Below are 20,615 nucleotides of genomic sequence, written 5' to 3' on the forward strand. Positions count from 1 at the left end.
TGCTTATTTCAACTGTTTCAGAAGACCATCCAGTACATAAAATGTAATGGGGCAGAATGTGGCGTTCTTCAATGTTAGTGGTTGCCGTTTGATGATGACATCTTCATTGGTGTAGGGAAACCGGGCACAATCGGATGGGCGAACCTCGTAAATGCTGCAGGCGTTATCGGAACCTAAAAAAGGGCAAGGCGATTTTTTAACCACAAAATCACCGTCTTCATCCACCCGCAAATAAGTTTCAATAAATGCGCTTTCCCGCATGCCCAGGTGTTTGCTGATGCGCTTGACATCGGGTGTTTTAAAACGCGGCGAATAGTTTTTACAACAGGCCGCACACTGCAGGCAATCGATCCGCTCAAACGCCTCTTCATGCAAACGCGGCAAATACTGCAACACTTTGTTTTTCGGTGCCCGTTGCAGCATTTGCTTGAATGCTTTTTGCTCTTCTTTTCCGGCGGTAGTCATAGTAGAGTTGATAGTTGACAGTTGGTAGTTGATAGATTGGAGCTGCGTACAACATAAATACACTGCACCGTCAACTATCAACAACCAGCTGCCAACTTTTATAGAGTGGCCAGGCTTTCCTCAATCGCCTTAATCTTCTGCATCGCGTCGTCGCGTTTTTTGCGTTCAGCGTCTACCACTTCAGGCTTTGCGTTTTGCACAAAACGTTCGTTAGACAGTTTTACCTCCACAGATTGCAAAAAGCCTTTTTGATACTCGAGGTCTTTCAGCAATTGTTCTTTTTGTGCTGTTGTATTAACTTCCACTTCGGCCTGCAGGTACATTTTATCGCGGCCCGCCACTACAGCAATAGTATTGGCAACTGCATCCTGCGTAAACGACAGCGAGCCGGCAGCCACTTGTTTCAGCAGTAATGCACTGATTTTGGTAAACATTGATTCGTTGGCGGTTTGCACATGCAATTGAATGGCGTCTTTTGGCTTTAATCCATTTTTTACCCGTGCATCCCTGATGGCGGTGATCCATGTTTTAAGCAGTTCACCCTGTGCCAAAACATCGGCACTTTCAGCACCGGAGATTTGCGTTTTACCCAACGCACCAAACTGGCTGATGGTAAGGTCATCGCCTTCGTTACGCTGGCGCAATTGGTGGTAAATTTCTTCGGTAATAAAAGGCATGAACGGGTGCAGCAACTGCATCAGTTGTTCGAAAAACGAAAGGGTGCTTTCGTACAACTGCACATCAATTGGCTGACCGAAAGGCGGCTTGGCCCACTCGAGGTACCAACTGCAGAAGTCATCCCAAATCAGTGAGTAAATGGTTTTCAGCGCTTCGCTTAAGCGAAACTCGGAATACAATTTTTCCACCTCGGCTTGTACGGTTGCCAGGCGTGCCGCAAACCAGCGTGCAGGGAACAGCGTTTGCTCTAACGTAGTAGCATCGTTGCTGCTTTGGGCAACACCATTGGCCTCCCAAAGTTTTACCAGCTTTAATGCGTTCCACAACTTGTTATTGAAATTGCGGCCTTGGTCGCAACTGCTTTCGTCGAACAGCAAGTCGTTGCCGGCGGGTGCTGCAATCAATATTCCAAAACGCACTGCATCGGCACCAAAGCGTTCGATGAGCTCCAGCAGGTCGGGCGAATTGCCTAATTGCTTGCTCATTTTCCGGCCCTGCTTATCGCGAACCATGCCGGTGAAATAAACATGCTCAAAAGGCCGCTCCGACTTGTATTCCATACCAGCCATGATCATGCGGGCCACCCAGAAAAAGATGATGTCCTGCCCGGTAACCAGCACCGATGTGGGATAGTAATAGTTGAAGTCCTTGTTTTCAGGATCGGTAATGCCATTGAATACTTCCATCGGCCACAGCCACGACGAGAACCAGGTGTCGAGCACGTCTTCGTCCTGGGTGAGGTCTTCAATGGTGAATTGGGAATGGTCAATGCCATTCGTAGCCCATTGCTGGCGGAATAATTCAAACGCCTCTTCGCGGGTGGCGGCCACAACAAAGCGTCCGTCCTTATCGTACCAGGCAGGTATGCGCTGGCCCCACCAAAGCTGGCGGCTGATGCACCAATCTTTTACATTCTCTAGCCAGTAGCGGTAGGTAGCCATGAAGCGTTCCTCGGGATGAATTTTCACATCGCCATTCACCACGGCTTCCAACGCATCGCCGGCCAGGTCTTTCATTTTTACAAACCACTGCGTGGAAATGCGTGGCTCTACTACCGCATTGGTGCGTTGCGAAAAGCCAAGCCTGGTGCTGTAAGTTTCCTCTTTTTCCAACAAGCCCAGTTCACGCAATTGCGCCACCACTTTTTCCCTTGCTTCAAAGCGGTCCATGCCCACAAACACTTCCGCGGCTTCGCTCAATGTGCCGTCGGGGTTGAGTGTATCGATAGTGGGCAGGTGGTGTTTCAGCCCGAGGTTATAGTCATTGATGTCGTGAGCCGGCGTTACTTTCAATGCGCCGGTACCGAATGCGGGATCAACATATTCATCGAAGATCAACGGCACTTCGCGGTTTACCAGCGGCACCATTATTTTTTTACCACGCAGGTGTGCAAACCGTTCGTCGGTTGGGTTGACGCAAACTGCGGTGTCGCCCATGATGGTTTCAGGACGTTGTGTTGCAATGATGATATAGTCGGAAGCAGAACCGTCACTATCGGCAACTTTATATTTTACATAATAAAGTTTGCCTTCAATGTCTTTGTATTCTACCTCTTCATCACTCAGTGCTGTTTGTGCCGCAGGGTCCCAGTTAATCATGCGGGCACCGCGGTAAATCAGGCCTTTTGCATACAGGTCAGTAAATACTTTGATGACCGCTTTGTAGTAATGATCGTCCATGGTAAATGTTACCCGGTCCCAATCAACGCTGCAGCCCAACTTTTGTATTTGGTGGTAAATAATGCCGCCATATTTTTCCTTCCATTCAAACGCATAGCCCAAAAACTCCTCCCTGCTCAGGTCGGCTTTTTTGATGCCCCGCTCCTTTTCCAGCATTTGCACCACTTTCGCTTCGGTGGCAATGGAGGCATGGTCGGAACCCGGCACCCAGCAGGCATTGTAGCCACTCATGCGGGCTTTGCGCACCAGCACATCCTGAACCGTTTCATTGAGGGTATGGCCCAGGTGCAGCACACCGGTTACGTTCGGTGGCGGAATGACCACGGTAAAAGGCTTGCGGTCGTCGGGGGTGCTGTTGAAATAACGGCGGTTCAGCCAGTGCCGGTACCATTTTTCCTCTACCTGTCCGGGCTCAAAGTTTTTGCTCAGTGTTGTGCTCATGGTAAAAAATAGGAGTGCAAAAATAAAGAATGAGCTGGTGATCGGAGCATTTACGATTTCGGATGTCGGATTTTAGATTTCGGAGGAAAGATTCCCCTTCCTTTGCGCCACCTTCTATTTGAAATTAGGGCACAAAAAATGGCTGCTCGTGTTAAGCAGCCATCTTAAATATTATATCACTCAATTCCGAATTCCGAAATTTAAAATCGTCAATCGCCTCAGTTTCCCATTTTTTCCCGCACTTCTGTACAGATGTACACATTGCCCTGGCTTACTTCCACAATGGCGTGGACCATTTCGGTGAGGGATGAATTTTTGGTAACAAAACCGCGGGCACCCATCTGCAGCATATGCCGTGCATAACCGGGCTGGTCGTTTACCGATACCCCGATGATGTTGATGTCGGGGTATTTGCGGGTAATTTCCATCGTGGCTTCAAAGCCGTTTACCGGCTCCATGTTGATGTCCATCAGCATAATGTCGGGCTGCAGGGCGCCGGCACTTTCGATGGCCTCCGCTCCGGATGCGCATTCGGCCACCACCTCCAGTTTAGGATCGCGGCTCAGGAGGAAACGCCAGGTTTCCCTAATCATTTTATGGTCATCAACAATGATGACCCTTAGTTTTTTCTCATGCATAGCAGTAATGGGTTAGCCATTAACCTTCCTTCGACTTATTATCCGTTAAGACGGTTTGGTTTTGGTAATAAACGTGCCGAAATTTCACCAGCACTGATCTTTTGCAAAATAAATTTCCGGCTTCTGGTCCCACACTTCAAAAACGAGCTGCGCAAAACGCGATGGCAGCGCCGTTTATTCTTCTATATCCAGCTGGCTGTTGTTGATAAAGTTTACCAACGCAGCAGCATTTTTAAGGTTCAGTTTTTTCAAAATATTGTAGCGATGCACCTCCACGGTTTTTACCGAAATGTTCAGCGCATCGGCAATTTCCTTGGAAGAGAATCCTTTCTTGATGTAAGCAATGATCTCGATTTCGCGTTGCGATAACGAGTTGAGGCCGGCCTGCGGATCATCGCCGGCAATTACCTGCTCCGAAAGAATGTTCTTGATCTCATCGCAAATGTATTTTTTGCCGCCCTGTATTTCCATAATGGCCTTAAACATTTCTTCCCGCGACGAGTTTTTGGTAACATAACCCATAGCGCCTTTCTGCATCATTTTGCGGGCATAGGTGGGCTGTGTGTGCAGCGATACACCCAGCACTTTGGTACCCGGCGAAAACTTACGGATCTGCTGCGTGGCTTCAATACCGTTGATGCCGGGCAGGTTGATGTCCATGATCACGATCTGCGGACGTAATTTTTTGGCAAGCTCCACTGCTTCTTCGCCGCTGCCGCTTTCCGCCACTACGGTAAACCGCGGATCTGTATTCAATATGAAGCTCCACGTTTCTCTCACCAACGTATGATCATCTGCTATCAGAATACTGATCTTATCCATGTTATTCGGATTTGTTTATATTAAAAAACTGATTGAAAGCCGTACGCCTTTTTGCGCCGCCGATTCAATTTGAAAATTACCGTCGACTAAATATACTCGGTTTTTGATATCATTCAACCCGGCGCCGTAAACCAGTTCTTTACTGGCCACACCAACGCCATCGTCCTGTATCACAACCTTAAAGATATTACCCTCCTGGCCTATGTATACCGTGGCTACGGTAGCCTGCGCATGACGCACCACGTTGTTCAATGCCTCCTGCACAATGCGGAATACCATCAACTTTTTGGCACGTTCCAGCGCCGTATCCGGGTCACCGTTGATGGTTAACCGAACTTCCAGTTGCCGTGATTTCTGAATATCAGCAACCAGGTTGTTGATCGAATCAACCAGGCCTAAATCACCGATACTTGGGTCGGCCAAAGAACGGGATAAAAAACGAATCTCGTTGATGACGTGCATTACATTGGCACTTGCTTTTTGTAGTAGGTCATCCCTGAGTTCGGCATTGCTTTGCGCCAAGTCGAGGTACAGCTTTGTCGTGGTCAAAATCTGGTTCACGTTATCGTGCAGTTCCTTTCCTATTTCGGCCCGCTCTTTTTCCTGCGAGTCGATGGTTGCCTGCCCAATTATTTTTTGCCGCTCCAGTTCTTTTTTTAACAGCGCCTGTTCTAGCCGCTTTTGTTCCGATATATCCTGCAGCACGCCTATGCACCGCGTGGCTACGCCTTGTTCATTACGGATTATAAAGCAGCGTTCCTGCACATCACGCCAGGTGCCATCTTGGTGCCTGAACCGGTAATCGTGGCTCCAGATTTCCTGCGCTGGATCGGCAACGGCTTCTTTCAAAGTGCGGTCTGTTTCATCCACATCGTCGGGGTGCACCAGCGCATGCCACCGGTTAAACGTTACCTCTTCGGGTTGCCACCCAAACAGCATGGTAAGGCCGGTGGTCCAAAGTAATTCGTTGGTAATCGGGTTCCATTCATAAATGGCATCCTTGCTGGCTTTAGCGGCCAGTTCAAAACGTTCATTGCTTTCCCGCAACGCTGTTTCTATTTGTCGTTTGCCCGTAATATCGTTCATGATGGCCATGCGGCAATGCCGGCCGTCGAGTTCAATATTGCTGGCCCACACTTCCACGTCCAGCACGGCACCATCTTTCCGGATGTGTTGCCAATTGCGCACCGTCATGGTGTTGCCTTTGCGGCTTTGCGCAATCTGTGCCCGCACGGTATCATGTTCTTGCGCTGTGTGAAAATCGGTAACGAGGCGGCCCAGGAATTCCGTTTCGGTATAACCGTAATGCTGTGGTGCCTTCGGATTTACCTGAATGATGCGCAGGGTTTCGGGGTCGTAGATGAATGCCGGCAGCGGCAGTCCTGCGAAAAAAGCCAACACGGGATTATTTGCACTGCCGTCCTGTGCGGGCACAACCAGCCCCCGCCCCAAGTTGGCGGGTGGGCCAGCATGCGAATGACTTTGTTGTAGTGGATCGATATGCACAGGGATATTGGACGACAAATTTCAAACCGATTGGTGGTTGGCGGGGCCAAATGCCCGCAATAAGGGGTAAAATTAAAGCAATTCGTCATGTTTAAAAGAGCTAAAACGCATTGCTTTAGGGCAGTAAGGGTATTCACTGCTTTTTGCTAGGTAAACCCATTACTCACTGCTGCTGTCTACAGAAAATGAAACGGAATAATTACCTTTTGGCCATGCATGCACACATCACTTCGTGGTATAGTCCTAACCTGCAACAGGAAATGCCCATTGCCATGTACGGGCATTATGGTTTTTCGTTACTGCTGTTGCCCACGGCCGCAGCCGATTTTTTGGAATATGAACGCTTTGGGCTGATGGACGCCATTGCGCCTGCAGTGGATGCGGGGAAAGTAAAAGTTTTTTCCATCAACAGCATCAATAACCAAAGCTGGATGAATTACGAGATGGAGCCGCACCACAAAGCAATACGTCACCAGCAGTTTAACCAGTATGTTTTTGACGAAGTGGTACCGTACCTCAAACGGCAAACCAGCAATGACACACCGATCATTGTTTGCGGCGCATCGTTTGGCGCACTGCATAGCATGAACCTATTTTTGAAACGACCCGACCTGATCGACGGCGTCATTGGGCTCAGTGGTGTGTACGACCTCACTGAATACAGCCGTGGATTTTTCAGCGATGGTGTTTATTTCAACAGCCCGCAACATTACCTGCCCAACCTGACGGACCACAGCATTCTCGAACAGATCCGCCGGTCGCAACACATTCATCTTTTTTCCGGCAGCGGGCCATATGAGGCACCTGATGCAGCACGCAGCTTTGCACACCTGCTATACAGCAAAGGCATTAATTATGAACTGGATATTTGGGGAGCCGAGTGGCCACACGACTGGAATACCTGGCGGGCCGTGCTACCGCATTATTTGGGTACAAGGTGGTGAGTGGAGTCGGTATTTTACAGTTGACAGTTTGTAGTTGATAATAGTATAAAATCCACCTAGGTTTTTATACAAATAAAAAAAGCTGCTTCACGCAGCCAAATACCGACCATGAACTCCAGACTACAGACTCTGAACTAGCTTATGCCGGTTGTTCCACCGTGGCACCGATGCCCCTTTCAGTAATGGCATCGCACATGGGTTTTAGGGTTTCGTAATCGCCTTCTTTTACTGCGTACTTGCCGCGGAAATGAATGATGTATGCACATTGTTCGGCCTGCTCGTAGGAGTGGCTGCACACTTCCACAAGTGTTTCAATCACCCACTCAAAGGTGTTTACCTCGTCGTTCCAAACAACCAGTTGAAAAGGCTTCTCGGCATCTGTCAGCAGCGTTTCCGAAGGTGAGGGGTTACTATATTCCTTTACGGCGCCCATAACGGGGCAAAGTTAGGAAGATAAGTTTTATCCGAAACACAGCAGTAAGCACAAAAAAACAACCACAACAGCGGTAACGCCATTGTGGTTGCAAGCAAATTTTCCTGTAAAATATTATGGACAATTGTACGCTCCACGCATCACAGGCTGCCCGGCTACTGTTATTGCAGTAGTGTTGTTATTGCCATCAATGGTGTAACTAACGGGAACGGTCAGGCCATTTTGCTCGATCGTTTTTACATAGTTGTCGCTGATTGCATAAATAACCGAGAGGCCCATGTGGTCGCTCAAAAATCCATCGTACAAAAGTGCCTGCTGTCCCCATTTATTGTTGTTGGAGCGGGTATCATAGGTAAACCTGTAACTAAAGCTGCGGTTGATATTGTCCCACGATTCGTCGCCAGCAATAGCCGTGATGTTGTTGATGGTATAGGTGTAATTGTATTTGGCTTTCAGTTCGTCTTTTTCGTTGAAAAAAGAAAGTGCTGTAAGCTTATTGCTGTTGTAAGTAAACCTGATGGTTTGAATGGCAAAACCCAACGGATCGGTACGCTTTATTTCATTGATGATTCCGCCGGGATTGTATAGCACGGTGTCTGATGCAAACATTTCGTCGGAGCCGGCATAAAAATATTTTCGGCCAACTACCCTACCGGCATCATATTGCAAAGTGTAATCGTATTTGCCGCTGGTAACTTTTGTCAACTGCCCGGCACCGTTATACTGGTAGTTGAACGAATCTGATGCGGCTCCTTCTTCTACAATCACGTTGTAACGCAACTGGCAAGCCTTGGCGCCATGTTCGGGCTGGTCTTCTTTGGCACAGGAATAAATTAGGGTGAAAGATAATAGGGTGGCAAGCAGCGTAGACGTTTTCATGTTTCGCAGGTTATTAAATGTTGAGCTTAAAAAATCAGGCCATCCGGCGCCTTTTCGCCCTTTATGACAGGCATTTATAATAAAGGTTAAAGAGCGGCCAACAAAATGAAATTAAATGGATGCTACTGTTTTGGTTTGTTCAGGAGGAAAGAGGAACAGGGCACCGGCAATACAAACACGATAACTGCACCTGGAGCACCTAATATGTAAACTGATGTTTACCAGTAATTAAATGTCAAATTAAAATAACAAATGCGCGGATATATCTGCCACCAAAAAAGGTTTCGCTTAACCGCAGCCGTGAAAGGTATGGGCACAAAAAAGCCACGGAAAAACCGTGGCCATTTGTGGGAGCACACGGATTCGAACCGCGGACCCTCTGCTTGTAAGGCAGATGCTCTGAACCAGCTGAGCTATGCTCCCTTAACCTAAAAAAAAACTACACATGGGCATGTGCAGAAAAAAAATTGTGGGAGCACACGGATTCGAACCGCGGACCCTCTGCTTGTAAGGCAGATGCTCTGAACCAGCTGAGCTATGCTCCCAATTTTAAAGAACTTTCTGTTTTCCCGCAACGTTGTTGGTGCGTTTTGGGAGTGCAAATATAGGGGAGAGCAGTTTACATTTCCAAAAAAGAAACAGGATTAAATTTTCCAATCGACAATTTTATTTACCCACTCATCGCGGAACGGTGTAGTAATGCGGATATAGTTATCGGTATACCCTTCCATCATGCCGCCTTTTTCATGTCCTTCAAACAATACCGGCCGTGTTTCTCCCGCATGTTGTGCAGTAAAATGCTGCATCTTCATGTAGCTTAAATTGCGCAGCGTTTTATTGCGTTCATGTCGCACCGAAATGGGCACCACTGGTTTTATTTCTAAAGCCCTTGTGCTATCCCGTTCGGAGTAAGTAAACACATGGAAATAAGAAACATCAAGGCTGTGTAAAAAATCGAAGGTTTCTTTAAAATGCACATCCGACTCGCCGGGAAAACCAACGATCACATCCACGCCGATGGCACAATGCGGCATCAGTGATTTGATCATTGCAACCCGCTCGGCATACAACTCGCGGCGGTAGCGGCGGCGCATGGCGCCCAAAACATCGTTGGAACCGCTTTGCAACGGCACATGAAAATGCGGCATAAACTTGCCCGATTGCCCCACAAAACGAATGATGTCTTCGGTAAGCAAATTGGGCTCGATAGAAGATATGCGGTAGCGGCGGATGCCCTCCACTCCTTCTAATGCCTGGATCAGTTCGTAAAAATTTTCTTCGGTCTTTTTAGCACCATCGGGGCCTTTTCCAAAGTCGCCAAGATTTACGCCGGTGAGCACAATTTCCTGCACGCCGGTAGCGGCCAGTTCCTCGGCATTGCGCACCACATTTATAATTGAATCGCTGCGGCTTTTGCCCCGCGCCATGGGTATGGTGCAAAACGAACAAGTATAATCGCAACCGTCCTGCACTTTCAGAAATGTGCGGGTCCGGTCGTTGATGGAATAAGACGCATGGAAACCGGATACATCTTCGATATCGCAGCTGCTGATGCGGGCCGAATCGCCTTTGGCCAGTTCGCGTATATGCGTAGCGAGGTTGAACTTTTCGGCTGCGCCCAAAACCAGGTCCACGCCCGGGATTTCAGCAATCTCCTTTGGCTTCAATTGGGCATAGCAACCCGTAATCACCACCAGGCTTTCGGGGGCACGGCGCTGAATGCGGCGCACCAGCTGGCGGCATTCTTTATCGGCATTATCGGTAACGGAGCAGGTGTTGATCACATACACATCCGACAGGTCGTCCCACTCCCTTTTCACAAATCCCTCGGCTTCCAGGCTGCGCGACAGCATGGAAGTTTCCGAGAAGTTGAGCTTGCAGCCCAAGGTGTGAAACGCTACACTACGCTGTTTTTCCATGAGGCTGCAAAGATACCGGCATTGCGGAAAAGCATCGTTATCGGGCAAAGAATTCTGGCCAGAACGACATAACGGCCCGTTAAAAAGGCGTGGCGAACAGCCGAACAGAATTACCAACCGCACAAGAGTGCGACGCAACAGGTGCCCAATAGCGGCATTACAGCCGGCTACAAAAAAGATTCCATCTCTTGAAGAGATGGAATCTTTGAAAAAATAACATGATTAGAATTTATTTCAGCAGTTCAGCTAACTTGGCTTCAAGGGCTGCGCCACGAAGGTTTTTGGCAACAATCTTTCCGGTTGGGTCCACCAGGAAATTTTGCGGAATTCCCTGAACGCGGTACAGTGCGGCGGCTTCGTTGTTCCAAAACTTCAGGTCGCTCACCTGCGGCCAGGTAAGCCCGTCTTTTTCAATGGCTTTTACCCAGGCATCTTTTTCCTTATCCAGCGATACGCCAAGGATGGTAAAATTCTTGGGGCTGTACTTTTGATAAGCTGCTACCACGTTGGGGTTTTCGAGGCGGCAGGGTTTGCACCACGAAGCCCAAAAATCGATCAATACATATTTGCCACGCAGCGACGAAAGCGCAATGGGCTGGCCATTCACACTTGCCTGTGTAAAATCGGGTGCTTCGGTACCTACCGCACCTACTTTATTAAACTCGATGTATTGCGCCAGGCTTTGGCCAATTTGCGATTGGCGCACCGGCTCGGCCAGCTGCTGAAAGCGCTGCTCCATCACCATCGGGTCTTCCAAAATTTGGGAAGAAATGAACAAGAGGAACGGCGACACATACGATGCCGGGCGGGCTTGTACAAACTTGCCCACTTCATCGTCCACCACATTTTTCAGGGAGTCGAAACGCTTTTGTAGGCGCATCTGGCCGGCTTCGCTTTCGGTTTTTTCGGCCTGGGCCATGGTAGCCTGGAGCTCACCAACCAGTGGGTTAAAGCGGTCGCGGAAAATAACAAAATCGTTGTGTGTAGCAGAGCCTTCCACCTTCATGTTCTTCAGGTCGCCGGATTTGCCTGCCACGTTGATGGCGCTGTTCTCGAGGTAAATATGCTGGGGCTGATCTTTACCCACGGTAAGCCAGTACAGGCCCGGCTCGGGCAGCTTGCCTGTGAGGGTAAATGTGCCGCCTTTTGCAGTGCCCTTGGTGAGCACTACAGCTTCTTCGTTGGTGCTGGTGAGTTTTACCTCGGCGCCTTCGGCCAATCCGGAGATTTTACCCTTGAGCACAAATGCACCGTCCTGGGCAAACAAAACGGATGGCAGCAACAGCAGGAAAAAAAGAATTTTTTTCATAGATCATTTAGGTTGATGCCGTTGTTTTAAAACGGCTATGACGTCCTGGAGCGAACAGTCTTTAGCCTGCAATAATATTAAATAATGAAACAGCAGGTCGGCCGCTTCGCCCAAAAATAGGTCCCTATTAACATCTTTCGCTTCGATTACTACTTCCACTGCCTCCTCGCCTACTTTCTGGGCAATTTTGTTGATGCCTTTGCCAAAAAGCTTGTGCACATAAGAGGTTTCGTCGTTGCTGCTGCGGCGCAGGCGGATGATGTCTTCGAGGTAATACAAAAAGTCGTCCTTATGGTTGCGTTCGCTCCAGCAGGTATCGGCGCCGGTGTGGCACACGGGCCCGGTAGGTTCGGCTTTGATGAGCAGGGTATCATTGTCGCAATCAACCAGCATCTGGCGCAATTGCAGGTGGTTGCCGCTTTCTTCGCCTTTGGTCCAAAGCCGGCCTTTGCTGCGGCTGAAGAAAGTAACGAGGCCGGTTTGCTCGGTGGTTTGCAAAGCCTCCTCGTTCATAAAGCCAAGCATCAGCACTTTAGCTGTGTTGTAATCCTGAACCACCGCAGGCACCAGGCCATCGGCATATTTTTTAAAATCAATTTTCATGTAAGTTGGTTTGGGCCACGAAGGCACGAAGACATAAAGGTACACGAAGGTTTTGGTGTCGATGCGGTCGTAATAGCAAATCTATATGCGTACTGGGATGCCCGCTTCTTTTAGATGTTGTTTCAGGTCGGGGATGGCAATTTCCTTAAAATGAAAAATAGAAGCCGCCAGCGCTGCATCGGCATGTGCACTCTGGAACACATCTACAAAATGCTCCTTGGTGCCGCCACCACCGGATGCAATAACCGGGATGGGCAACGCATCAGACAGTTGTTGCGTAATGTCCAGCGCAAAGCCAGCTTTGGTACCGTCATGGTTCATGGAGGTAAGCAGGATTTCGCCAGCCCCAAGTTCCACTGCCTTTTTGGCCCATTCAAAACATAACGCATCGGTCTTGGTGCGGCCGCCATTCAGGTAAACATACCATTGACCGTCTTCTTCCAGCCGCGTATCAATAGCCAACACCACGCACTGGCTGCCGGCTGCTTTTGCAATGCCGGAAATGAGCTCCGGGTTTTGAAATGCTGCGGTATTGATCGACACTTTATCGGCACCGGAACCCAGCAGCACACTGACATCTTCCACGCTGCGGATGCCACCACCAACGGTAAACGGGATGTTGATGCGGTGGGCAATGCGTTTCACCAGTTCGGCCAGGGTCTTGCGTTTTTCAACAGTGGCGGTGATGTCTAAAAACACCAGTTCATCAGCGCCTTCAACGGCGTAGCGTGCAGCCAGTTCCACGGGATCGCCGGCATCGCGCAGCTCCACGAAGTTGGTGCCTTTTACCGTTCTGCCGTCCTTGATATCCAAACACGGGATGATGCGTTTGGCCAAGTTGCTGATTGATTGTGGGTTGCCGGTGGGCATGGTTGGGGAAATTATTAATTATGGATTATTAATTATTGGCGTGGCATCTTTTGCAGGTTGCTGCTTTTAGTTGCTGATCTTCTGCAGTTCTTGCAGGGAAATGCGGCCTTCGTAAATGGCTTTGCCAATGATGACGCCGCTGCAGCCGATGTCGGCAAGCTGGTGTACATCATCAATGTTACTGACGCCGCCACTGGCAATGAAGTGGAGTTCCGGAAACTCGGCGATGATGTTTTTATAGAGCTGCGTGGACGGACCTTGTAATGCACCATCTTTGGCTACGTCGGTACAAAAGATTTGTTGTACGCCATGGTCTAAATATTTGCGGATAAAATCATAGATCCACACATCGGTGGTTTCGAGCCAGCCATGCACGGCAATCTTTTCATCTTTTACATCGGCACCCAGTAAAAATTTTTCTGCGCCAAATCGCTGCAGCCAGGAAACAAACAAGGTTTCGTCTTTTACCGCAATAGAACCAACCGTAACCAGCGCTGCACCGGAGTCCAGAATGATCTGTACATCTTTTTCCGCTTTCACGCCGCCACCAAAGTCGATGATCATGCCCGTTTTTGCGGCCAAAGTTTCCAGCACTTTCCAGTTGCGCACCTGCCCCGCTTTTGCGCCGTCGAGGTCCACTAGGTGCAAACGGGTAAGGCCGGCATCTTCAAACTGCTTGGCCACCTCAAGCGGGTGTTCATTGTACACGGTTTTTTGATTGTAGTCGCCTTGGGTGAGGCGCACACATTTGCCATCAATGATATCTATAGCCGGTATGATCGTCATAATTCAATTTGCATTTTTATAAACTCGTGCCCGTTCTCCAACCAAGTTTCGCCGAACGGCTGCATCCCAAATTTCTGGTAAAAAGGCAATGCGGTTGTGCGGGCATTACACCAGATGCGTTGCATGCCATCCCGTTTTGCGGCAGCAAACACATGCTGCAGCAGCTTTGTGCCATAACTTTTTCCCTGCAAATGCGCCACAGTAGCAAACTTGCGAAATTGCAACGAATCGCCGCGGCAAAAAAGAGAAACGACGGAACAAAGTACGCCGTCATCATACAAACCAAGGTGTTTGCCTGCTTCGTCGTCCGGTAGTTGCATGGCTTTCAGCGTCATTTCGGGATACATCACCGTTTGGCGCATATGCCACACCGTTAGCAGCGGCACTTCTTTGATCTCAATGCTCACAGCGCTAAAAAGTTTTTGAGGATCTGGTCGCCGGTTGCGGCGCTTTTTTCGGTGTGGAATTGCACGCCGTAAAAATTGTCCTTTTGTACCGCCGCGGCATATGTCAGTCCGTAGTTACAGCGGGCAATGGTATAATCGCTGTCCTCGGCATAAAAGCTATGTACGTTGTAAATAAAACTGCCCGAGGGAATGTGCTGAAAAAGCGGTGAGCTTAAATCCTGGATCGTATTCCAGCCCACCTGCGGTACTTTCAGCACCGAATTTCCGGCACCATTTGCAACCTGCATAAAGCCTTCGTCGTGGCTGTTGAGTGCTGCAGGGAAACGGCGCACTGCTACGGGCACAATGCCTAAACATTCGGTGTTGCCTTCTTCGGAATGGGCGCACAACAGCTGCATGCCCACGCAAATGCCGAGCACCGGCTGCTTTAAGGATTTGATTACACTATCGAGCCCGCCTTCACGCAGGCTATCCATAGCACTACCAGCTTCACCCACGCCGGGAAAAATAACCTTGTCGGCGCTGCGCAGCTCGTCGGCGTTGGCGGTTACTTTAGCGTCCGCACCCAGCCGTTCCAGCGCATATAACACCGATTGTATGTTGCCCGCATTGTATTGAACAATTGCAATGTTCATCATCAGAATTTTAAAACCGGACGAATTGTTTTATTTTCAAATCATCCTTCATTTTTCAAACCGCGGAAGTAGCTCACCTGGTAGAGCGACAGCTTCCCAAGCTGTAGGTAGCGGGTTCGAGTCCCGTCTTCCGCTCTTCACTACACTATTTTTTGACTTAAACATTCCATCTCCCGAAGAGATGGAATGAATTATTGGAGTACTCCCGATAAAAACTCTTTTGTTGCCGAAGCCACATCGCTTTTTCCATCCAGCGCTTTGATATAAGCACTGCCAATAATGGCGCCGTTGGCAAATGCACAGGCCGCATCAAAGCTTTGTTTGTCTTTGATGCCAAAACCAATCAGCACCGGGTTTTGCAGTCCCATCGATTGCAGCTTTTGAAAATAAGCGTTGCTGTCCTCCAACTTTTTATCGCTGCCCGTGGTGGATGATGAAGACACCGCATATAAGAACCCGGTGCTCATGCCATCCAGCTTTTTAATGCGCTCTTCCGAAGTTTCGGGTGTGACGAGGAAAATAAAATCCAGCCCATGCTTTTTGATGGTAGCGCCGTACATGTGTTCAAATTCAAACATCGGCAGATCGGGCAGGATAAGGCCATCCACGCCTACTGCCGCGGCATCGGCGCAAAAACGTTCAAAGCCATATTGCAGCACCTGGTTGAAATAACCCATCAGCACAACCGGCACATTGATCGTTTGCCGGAAATCTTTAAGTTGTTCAAATAGTCGGGCTACCGTCATGCCGTTGGCAATGGCTTTGCTGCCACTTGCCTGGATCACCGGTCCATCGGCCAGGGGATCGCTGTAGGGAATGCCCAGTTCAATAAGATCGGCGCCATGCTGCTGCAGTGCCTGCATTACGGGCACCGTGCTTTCCAGCGTTGGATAACCCGCTGTGCAGTACACATTTAATACACCTTTCGGTTTGCGGGCAAAAAGTTGTTGAATCCTACTCATTTCTGTTTCGTTTCCGGCCGCGGCCGGATCTATTGTTGGCGGTATTTACCGCATGTTTATTGTCGTTGAAAAGCCTGCTGCGCAATGCTCGGGACGTACAAGTGAGTGACACAACAGCAGCCCAATAGTGGCACTGCAGCCGGCTCAAAAATATTATCCCGAAACCTCGCTGCCTTCTACACCCATTGCCTTCATGTAAGTGGCCAGGTCTTTATCGCCACGACCCGAAAGGCAGATGATCACGTTGTCGGAGGCACCAAATTTTAAATCGTTGAGTGCCGCCAGTGCATGCGATGATTCGAGTGCCGGGATGATGCCTTCAAGCTTTGCCAGCTGGAATGCAGCCTTCAATGCATCATCGTCGGTGGCGCTTAAAAACTCGCCGCGACCACTATCAAACAAATGTGCATGCATGGGCCCAATTCCGGGATAATCCAACCCGGCCGAAATGGAATGCGGCTCTACCACCTGTCCATCGTCGGTTTGCATCACCAGGCTGCGGCTGCCATGCAACACGCCGTCTTTGCCCAGTGCCGTAGTGGCCGCGCTGAGGCCGCTGGTTACACCATGACCAGCAGCTTCCACCGCCACAATGCGCACCGTTAGCTCGTCGAGAAAATGATAAAAAGCGCCGGCCGCATTGGATCCGCCGCCCACACAGGCCACGACGGCCGTGGGCAGTTCGGAGCCCGTTTTTTCGTTCAACTGCCAGCGCATTTCTTCCGAAATAATGCTTTGGAAACGCGCCACCATATCGGGGTAAGGATGCGGCCCCACCACCGAACCAATGATGTAATGCGTGTCGTGCGGGTTGTTGATCCAGGCGCGGATAGCCTCGTTGGTGGCGTCTTTCAGCGTTTTGGAACCGCTGGTTGCCGGCACTACGGTAGCGCCTAGCATCTTCATGCGGGCCACGTTTGGTGCCTGCCGCTCAATGTCTTTTTCGCCCATGTACACCACGCATTCCACGCCTTTCAATGCACAAACCGTTGCCGTTGCCACACCATGCTGGCCGGCGCCGGTTTCGGCAATGATGCGCTTTTTGCCCAGCCGCTCGGCCAGCAAAATCTGACCAACCGTATTGTTTACTTTATGCGCACCGGTGTGGCACAGGTCTTCGCGTTTGAGGTAAATATTGGTGCCGAAATGCGCACTGAGCCGGCTTGCCAAATACAACGGCGTTGGGCGGCCCACATAATCGCGCAGCAGCGCTGCATACTCCTTCCGGAACTGCGCATCCTGCATGATCTCGAGGTAACGGGCCTGCAATTCTTCCACGTTGCGGTGCAACATTTCCGGGATGTAGGCGCCGCCAAATTTGCCGTAATAACCCTGCTCGGTCGGTTGTTTGTATGATGTTGTTGTCGGCATTTGTATTGCTATTGGGCACCGGTTGCGTCGCACACTTGTACGGCACCAATGCTGTTCAACTTATTTTATTGTTTGAACCACTAAGACACGAAGGAACAAAGTGGGACAAAGGATTTTATTTTTTTCAACGAAGCAATTGGCTTGTTTTTATTTTGCTTCACCATTCAGGTTGGCAGCAAACTGGCGCACCAGGTCGAGGTCTTTGATGCCGGGGCTTATTTCAAATTTGCTGTTGATGTCCACGGCAAACAGGTCTTTTGCAACCGATGTTTGGGCAAATGTTTTTAACTGATCTTCATCGCCGCTTTCAATACCGCCACTCAGGAAAAAAGGCTTTTCTATTTGTTGACCTTTCAGCACTGTCCAGTCAAACTTTTTACCCGTGCCGCCATACCCCGCTCCCATCGTATCGAACAAAAAATGATCGCACACTTCCATATAAGGCCGCACCATCCATTCCACGCTGTCGCCATCACTGAGCCGGAAGGCTTTTACCACTGAAATATAATCGGCGATCTTGGAGCAGTACTGCGGCGATTCATCGCCGTGCAACTGCACCATATGCAGCCTGCATTCATCTACCAGGTGCAGCACTTCATCAATCGGCGTGTTTACAAAAACACCCACCTTGTTGATGTTGTTCACCTTGCGGATTTGCGAGGCCGTCATTTCGCGGAAAACATAGCGGGGGCTCTTGGGGTAAAATATAAAGCCGGCAAAGGAAACCCCGATGTCTGCCAATGCATCCACCTGTTCCCTTTGTATCATGCCGCATACCTTTATTCTCATACGTCGGTTTCGTTTAATTCGGAAACAAACTTCATAAAGGCAAGCGCCGGGTCGGGGCTTTTCATAAAATTTTCACCAATCAAAAAACCGTGGTAGCCGGCCTGCCGCAGGTAGCGGATGTCGGCAACCTGGTGAATGCCGCTTTCTGAGATCTTTATTTTATCGCCCGGAATTAGTCGGCTTAAATGTACGGATGTTTCCAGCGAAACTTCAAAGGTCTTGAGGTTGCGGTTGTTCACACCCACGATGTCCACGCGGTCGTTGAATTGGTCCATCTCCGCTTCATCATGCACTTCTAGGATTACTTCCAGGCCCAGGCTGTGGGCCGTCATCGTAAACTCTTTCACCTCTTCTGGTGTAAGAATGGCCGCAATCAGCAACACAACATCGGCACCCATGGCTTTTGCTTCGTAGATCTGGTATTCGTCTACAATAAACTCCTTGCGCAGGATGGGAATTTCGTTGATCCGTGCCTGCACCAGGTCTTCGGTGGTGCCGCCAAACGAAGGATAATCAGTGAGCACCGACAGCCCCGAAGCGCCGTTGTTGGCATAGGCCGTTGTAACATCCACCACATCGGCCGTTCCGTTGATCACGCCTTTGGAAGGCGACTGCCGTTTGAATTCGGCGATGATGCCGGTGCGGCTTGCATCCAGTATGAATCGTTTCAGGGAAAGTGCCGGCCGCAAAAACAGGCGCTGTCGCTCCAACAATTCCATCGGCATTTCCGCCTTGCGCTGCGCCACTTCAATTTTCTTATAGCCTACTATTTCGTCGAGGATGTTCATGGTTGTGTGGAGGTTCGTGAGACGTGAAACGTGAATCGTGAATGGTCAATGAATAATCGTGTACTAAATTTTGCTTTTATTGCATCGCTACCAGCTTATCAAGGCAGGCTTTTGCGACGCCGCTTTCCAAACTATTGACAGCGGCGGCATATGCATCTTCATAATCTGGATAGTTGCCCGTGCATTGCAGCGCCATCGCCGCGTTTGCCAGCACCACTGCGTTTTGTGCCCAGGAGCCCTTTCCGCTGATGATTGTTTTAAACAGCTTTGCTGCTTCTTCCGGTGTGTTGCCGCCGAATATATCCGAGGGCTGCACGGTGCGTTTGCCCAGGACCTGCGCTGACAATACTTGTTCGCCTTTATTGGTAATTACCTTCGTGTCGTTGGTCAGAGAAATTTCATCATAGCCATCCAAACCATGAATAATGGTAAATGGCTTGCCGCTTTGCTGCAGGAGGTAATTGTAAATGCGGGCCATTTCCAGGTTAAACACACCCACCAATTGGTATTCCGGGTTGGCGGGGTTCACCATCGGGCCGAGCATATTGAAAAAAGTACGCAGGCCAAAATTCTTGCGGCTCACCGACACGGTTTTCAACGCCGGGTGAAAAATGGGTGCATGTAAAAAACAAATGTTCGCTTCATCGAGCTCGCGGTTCAGCGCATCGTTGCCGCTTTTAAAAGTGTAGCCTAACTGCTCCATCACATTCGATGCACCGCTGACAGAAGTAGCACCATAGTTCCCATGTTTAGCTACCTTTTGCCCCGCACCTGCTACAATAAAACACGCAAGTGTTGAAATGTTGAACGTGTTTTTGCCGTCGCCGCCCGTGCCCACAATGTCCATTACACGATGGCCGTTCAGGTTGACCGGCACACACATTTCAAGCAGGCCTTCGCGAAAGCCCTGCAGCTCCTCGATGGTAATGCTGCGCATCATAAACACGGTGATGAACGAAGCGATCTCGGTTTCGTTGTACACGCCCTTGCCAATGCCCAGCATGATGTCTTTGGCAGCCTGCTGCGACAGGGTTTTGTATTCAAATAAATACTGTAAAATCTTTTTCATACTGTTATCCCTAACGGGGCATTAACCAGTTTTTCAATATTGTTTCACCAGCGGGCGTCAGCACACTTTCCGGGTGAAATTGCACACCCTGCACATCGTATTCTTTGTGGCGCAGCGCCATAATGTATCCTTCGCCATCTACGGCTGTCACTTCAAGCACGTCGGGAAAACCAGTTTGCTCCACTACCCAGCTATGATAACGGCCCACTTCAATTTCCTTTGGCAGACAGGCGAATAAATCGGCCTTATTGGATGTTGCTTTTTCTTCCTGCACAACCTGCACCGGTGTGGCCACGCCGTGGTATACTGTTGCTAAATTCTTCAACTTTCCGCCAAATGCCTCGCCAATTGCCTGGTGGCCCAAACATACACCCAGTATCGATTTGCTGGCAGCGTAGCGTTTGATCAGCTCCAGCATCAGCCCTGCCTCTTCCGGTATACCTGGGCCCGGCGAAAGAATGATCTTATCGTACTTCGCAACATCATCTAACGAAATCTGGTCGTTGCGATATACATCCACCTTGGCGCCGGTGATCTTTTCCACCAGGTGCACCAGGTTGTAGGTAAATGAATCGTAATTATCGAAAACTAGGATGTTCATGTTACTGTTCTTGGTAGTTTG

General features: G+C 49.5%; 21 protein-coding genes and 3 tRNA genes. 2 read left to right on the plus strand and 22 right to left on the minus strand.

Going from position 1 to position 20,615, the window contains the following annotated elements:
• Positions 1-3 precede the first annotated feature (3 nt).
• The 5 genes from DRJ53_RS03790 to DRJ53_RS03810 form a co-directional block, all read right to left on the minus strand.
• Complete coding sequence (locus DRJ53_RS03790; RefSeq protein WP_114234217.1) at positions 4-465, minus strand: YkgJ family cysteine cluster protein; 462 nt, start codon at positions 463-465, stop codon at positions 4-6.
• Positions 466-563: 98 nt separating this feature from the next.
• Positions 564-3,263 carry a valine--tRNA ligase gene (locus DRJ53_RS03795; RefSeq protein WP_114234218.1) on the minus strand — a complete coding sequence of 900 codons (2,700 nt, stop codon included), beginning with the start codon at positions 3,261-3,263 and terminating at the stop codon, positions 564-566.
• 218 nt (positions 3,264-3,481) lie between these two features.
• The gene (locus DRJ53_RS03800) at positions 3,482-3,901 is read right to left on the minus strand and encodes a response regulator (protein ID WP_114234219.1); all 420 of its coding nucleotides are present in this window, start codon (positions 3,899-3,901) and stop codon (positions 3,482-3,484) included.
• A 174-nt stretch (positions 3,902-4,075) separates the two neighbouring features.
• Positions 4,076-4,723, minus strand: a complete 648-nt coding sequence (locus tag DRJ53_RS03805; protein ID WP_114234220.1) for a response regulator — start codon at positions 4,721-4,723, stop codon at positions 4,076-4,078.
• Between the two features lie 15 nt (positions 4,724-4,738).
• The gene (locus DRJ53_RS03810) at positions 4,739-6,124 is read right to left on the minus strand and encodes a PAS domain-containing sensor histidine kinase (protein ID WP_162303795.1); all 1,386 of its coding nucleotides are present in this window, start codon (positions 6,122-6,124) and stop codon (positions 4,739-4,741) included.
• A gap of 317 nt (positions 6,125-6,441) precedes the next feature.
• On the opposite strand from DRJ53_RS03810, the gene DRJ53_RS03815 reads away from it, so the two are divergent.
• Complete coding sequence (locus DRJ53_RS03815) at positions 6,442-7,173, plus strand: esterase family protein (RefSeq protein WP_114234448.1); 732 nt, start codon at positions 6,442-6,444, stop codon at positions 7,171-7,173.
• A gap of 139 nt (positions 7,174-7,312) precedes the next feature.
• Here DRJ53_RS03815 and DRJ53_RS03820 read toward each other — a convergent pair whose 3' ends face one another.
• The 11 genes from DRJ53_RS03820 to hisH form a co-directional block, all read right to left on the minus strand.
• The gene (locus tag DRJ53_RS03820) at positions 7,313-7,606 is read right to left on the minus strand and encodes an ATP-dependent Clp protease adaptor ClpS (RefSeq protein ID WP_114234222.1); all 294 of its coding nucleotides are present in this window, start codon (positions 7,604-7,606) and stop codon (positions 7,313-7,315) included.
• 114 nt (positions 7,607-7,720) lie between these two features.
• Positions 7,721-8,485 carry a hypothetical protein gene (locus tag DRJ53_RS03825; protein WP_114234223.1) on the minus strand — a complete coding sequence of 255 codons (765 nt, stop codon included), beginning with the start codon at positions 8,483-8,485 and terminating at the stop codon, positions 7,721-7,723.
• Positions 8,486-8,833: 348 nt separating this feature from the next.
• Positions 8,834-8,908, minus strand: a tRNA-Val gene (locus DRJ53_RS03830).
• Positions 8,909-8,955: 47 nt separating this feature from the next.
• Positions 8,956-9,030 (minus strand) — tRNA-Val (locus DRJ53_RS03835).
• A gap of 99 nt (positions 9,031-9,129) precedes the next feature.
• Positions 9,130-10,404 (minus strand): tRNA (N(6)-L-threonylcarbamoyladenosine(37)-C(2))-methylthiotransferase MtaB, encoded by a 1,275-nt coding sequence (mtaB, locus tag DRJ53_RS03840; protein ID WP_114234224.1) that lies wholly within the window; start codon positions 10,402-10,404, stop codon positions 9,130-9,132.
• Positions 10,405-10,633: 229 nt separating this feature from the next.
• Positions 10,634-11,713 carry a TlpA disulfide reductase family protein gene (locus DRJ53_RS03845; protein WP_114234225.1) on the minus strand — a complete coding sequence of 360 codons (1,080 nt, stop codon included), beginning with the start codon at positions 11,711-11,713 and terminating at the stop codon, positions 10,634-10,636.
• Positions 11,714-11,716: 3 nt separating this feature from the next.
• A complete protein-coding gene (gene hisIE, locus DRJ53_RS03850; RefSeq protein ID WP_114234226.1) occupies positions 11,717-12,316 on the minus strand; it encodes a bifunctional phosphoribosyl-AMP cyclohydrolase/phosphoribosyl-ATP diphosphatase HisIE in 600 nt (199 codons plus the stop codon).
• Between the two features lie 81 nt (positions 12,317-12,397).
• Entirely contained in the window at positions 12,398-13,186 is a 789-nt protein-coding gene (gene hisF / locus DRJ53_RS03855; RefSeq protein ID WP_114234227.1) for an imidazole glycerol phosphate synthase subunit HisF, read from the minus strand.
• A gap of 66 nt (positions 13,187-13,252) precedes the next feature.
• The gene (gene hisA, locus DRJ53_RS03860; RefSeq protein WP_114234228.1) at positions 13,253-13,972 is read right to left on the minus strand and encodes a 1-(5-phosphoribosyl)-5-[(5-phosphoribosylamino)methylideneamino]imidazole-4-carboxamide isomerase; all 720 of its coding nucleotides are present in this window, start codon (positions 13,970-13,972) and stop codon (positions 13,253-13,255) included.
• The gene (locus tag DRJ53_RS03865) at positions 13,969-14,379 is read right to left on the minus strand and encodes a GNAT family N-acetyltransferase (RefSeq protein ID WP_114234229.1); all 411 of its coding nucleotides are present in this window, start codon (positions 14,377-14,379) and stop codon (positions 13,969-13,971) included. The genes hisA and DRJ53_RS03865 overlap by 4 nt, the downstream gene beginning before the upstream one ends.
• Positions 14,376-15,014, minus strand: a complete 639-nt coding sequence (gene hisH / locus DRJ53_RS03870; protein WP_114234449.1) for an imidazole glycerol phosphate synthase subunit HisH — start codon at positions 15,012-15,014, stop codon at positions 14,376-14,378. Before hisH ends, DRJ53_RS03865 begins: the two co-directional genes overlap by 4 nt.
• A gap of 62 nt (positions 15,015-15,076) precedes the next feature.
• Here hisH and DRJ53_RS03875 point away from each other — a divergent pair.
• A tRNA-Gly gene (locus DRJ53_RS03875) sits at positions 15,077-15,149 on the plus strand.
• 56 nt (positions 15,150-15,205) lie between these two features.
• Here the strand turns inward: DRJ53_RS03875 and trpA are convergent.
• From trpA to DRJ53_RS03905, 6 genes are all read right to left on the minus strand, one after another.
• Entirely contained in the window at positions 15,206-15,976 is a 771-nt protein-coding gene (gene trpA, locus DRJ53_RS03880; RefSeq protein ID WP_114234230.1) for a tryptophan synthase subunit alpha, read from the minus strand.
• Between the two features lie 153 nt (positions 15,977-16,129).
• Positions 16,130-17,347: a tryptophan synthase subunit beta gene (trpB, locus tag DRJ53_RS03885; RefSeq protein WP_114234231.1), complete on the minus strand. Its 1,218-nt coding sequence runs from the start codon at positions 17,345-17,347 to the stop codon at positions 16,130-16,132.
• A gap of 147 nt (positions 17,348-17,494) precedes the next feature.
• On the minus strand, positions 17,495-18,136 hold the full coding sequence (locus DRJ53_RS03890; protein WP_114234232.1) for a phosphoribosylanthranilate isomerase: 642 nt from the start codon (positions 18,134-18,136) through the stop codon (positions 17,495-17,497).
• Positions 18,133-18,924: an indole-3-glycerol phosphate synthase TrpC gene (gene trpC / locus DRJ53_RS03895; RefSeq protein WP_114234233.1), complete on the minus strand. Its 792-nt coding sequence runs from the start codon at positions 18,922-18,924 to the stop codon at positions 18,133-18,135. The genes DRJ53_RS03890 and trpC overlap by 4 nt, the downstream gene beginning before the upstream one ends.
• A 76-nt stretch (positions 18,925-19,000) precedes the next feature.
• Complete coding sequence (trpD, locus tag DRJ53_RS03900) at positions 19,001-19,993, minus strand: anthranilate phosphoribosyltransferase (RefSeq protein ID WP_114234234.1); 993 nt, start codon at positions 19,991-19,993, stop codon at positions 19,001-19,003.
• Between the two features lie 10 nt (positions 19,994-20,003).
• Positions 20,004-20,594 (minus strand): anthranilate synthase component II, encoded by a 591-nt coding sequence (locus DRJ53_RS03905; RefSeq protein WP_114234235.1) that lies wholly within the window; start codon positions 20,592-20,594, stop codon positions 20,004-20,006.
• Positions 20,595-20,615: the final 21 nt, after the last annotated feature.

Origin of the sequence: Paracnuella aquatica (assembly GCF_003332885.2) — a bacterium.
GTDB lineage: Bacteria > Bacteroidota > Bacteroidia > Chitinophagales > Chitinophagaceae > Flavisolibacter > Flavisolibacter aquaticus.